This window comes from Psychromarinibacter sediminicola (genome assembly GCF_029168335.1).
Lineage (GTDB): Bacteria > Pseudomonadota > Alphaproteobacteria > Rhodobacterales > Rhodobacteraceae > Psychromarinibacter > Psychromarinibacter sediminicola.
On the sequence record NZ_JARGYC010000194.1, the window covers coordinates 1 to 1,332 of the forward strand.

Annotated in this window: 1 pseudogene; it reads left to right on the forward strand. The window is 60.2% G+C overall.

Annotation, left to right across the window (positions count from 1 at the left end):
- Positions 1 to 570: 570 nt before the first annotated feature.
- A pseudogene (locus P1J78_RS24890) lies at positions 571 to 1,239 on the forward strand (restriction endonuclease); the annotation flags it as partial.
- Positions 1,240 to 1,332: the final 93 nt, after the last annotated feature.

Below are 1,332 nucleotides of genomic sequence, written 5' to 3' on the forward strand. Positions count from 1 at the left end.
TCCAAGGTCGTTCTCCTCACGGCTAATATCCATGAGGCCACCATACCGGACCTCGTTCGCCACCGGAGAGCGACCGCCGCAATCACACCATGTCGGTAAGGACGTCGCTATGCACGTGTCTTAGCTCGGAATTCCGCCGTCAGGCAGGCGGCTCCAATCGGTCGGTTACTATGATCCGCATGGCGTCCTCGTTAATTTCGCTCAGAAAACATTACCTTCCCTTACGGCAAAGCGTCCTGGCGCGGGCCGGAGCCGGTGGCCAGTCGTCTCGCTCAATGGTGCGTTTTCCGCTCCGCCCGGCGCCCAGGGAGGAATGGCGCCGGGCGGATGGTCGGTCCTCAGATCATCGCCCAGTCGGTAAACCGGAATGTCTCGGGACCGGTGTTCCTGTTCGGTTCCTGCTGGTCGTCCATGCTGTCAGCCTCCGTTCTTGATGGAGTCAGTATTCCCGTGTCTGAGGCAGCGCGGAGCAGTTCGTAATAATTGCGTGGCATTCGGCAGAGCGGCCGTACTGCCCCTTCCCTCGTCTGACTGCGCTGGTAGTGTGCGCTTCAGAACAGGAGTGCTTTGATGTCACAAAGCTTTTTCGACGCCCCTATCTTGAATTCGCCCTACCGCGTTCCGGAGCGGAATTGGGAGCTGGACAAGGATGGCCGTCCGACCGACCGCATCATCGAGCGGCGAAGAAAGTCAGATCTGATTTCGGCGATGCCGGGGGCGAAGGCAAAGGTTAGCAAACAGGCGAGCCTGGCTTTCGATGACCTGTCGACGGAGGACGTGGATTACAACCCGACACCCTTCATTAACGAATTGCGGGATGCAGTCGACACCTGGCGCAACCTTCCCAACCCCGCGCAATGGCGGGTTTCTCCGGTCACCCAAAGGCTGCTGCAGCATTGGCGAGCAATTCAGGCGGACGAATCCGTCCCGATCCGGCCATTCTTCTGCCAGCTTGAGGCGGTCGAGGTTGCAATATGGCTGGCCGAGGTGGCGCCGAAGGACGGCAAGCGCGGCAAGCGGTTCCTCGACTGGCTGAAAGTGTCGAATGCGGCGGCCAATCCGGACCTTTTCCGCATCGCGCTCAAGCTCGCGACCGGGGCAGGCAAGACCACGGTCATGGCGATGCTGATGGCCTGGCAGGTCCTCAATGCGGCGCGCTCTCCGTCATCCAAGAGCTTCGGGAAGGGCTTTCTGATTGTTGCGCCGGGGATCACGATCCGTGACCGCCTGCGCGTTCTTAACAGGCTGCTGAAAAACTCTGCCTCGACAGGGGTTTGAGAACGTGATTCACCCTTTGCACGGCATGCTGGAGGTGATGATGCGCGGGACGGA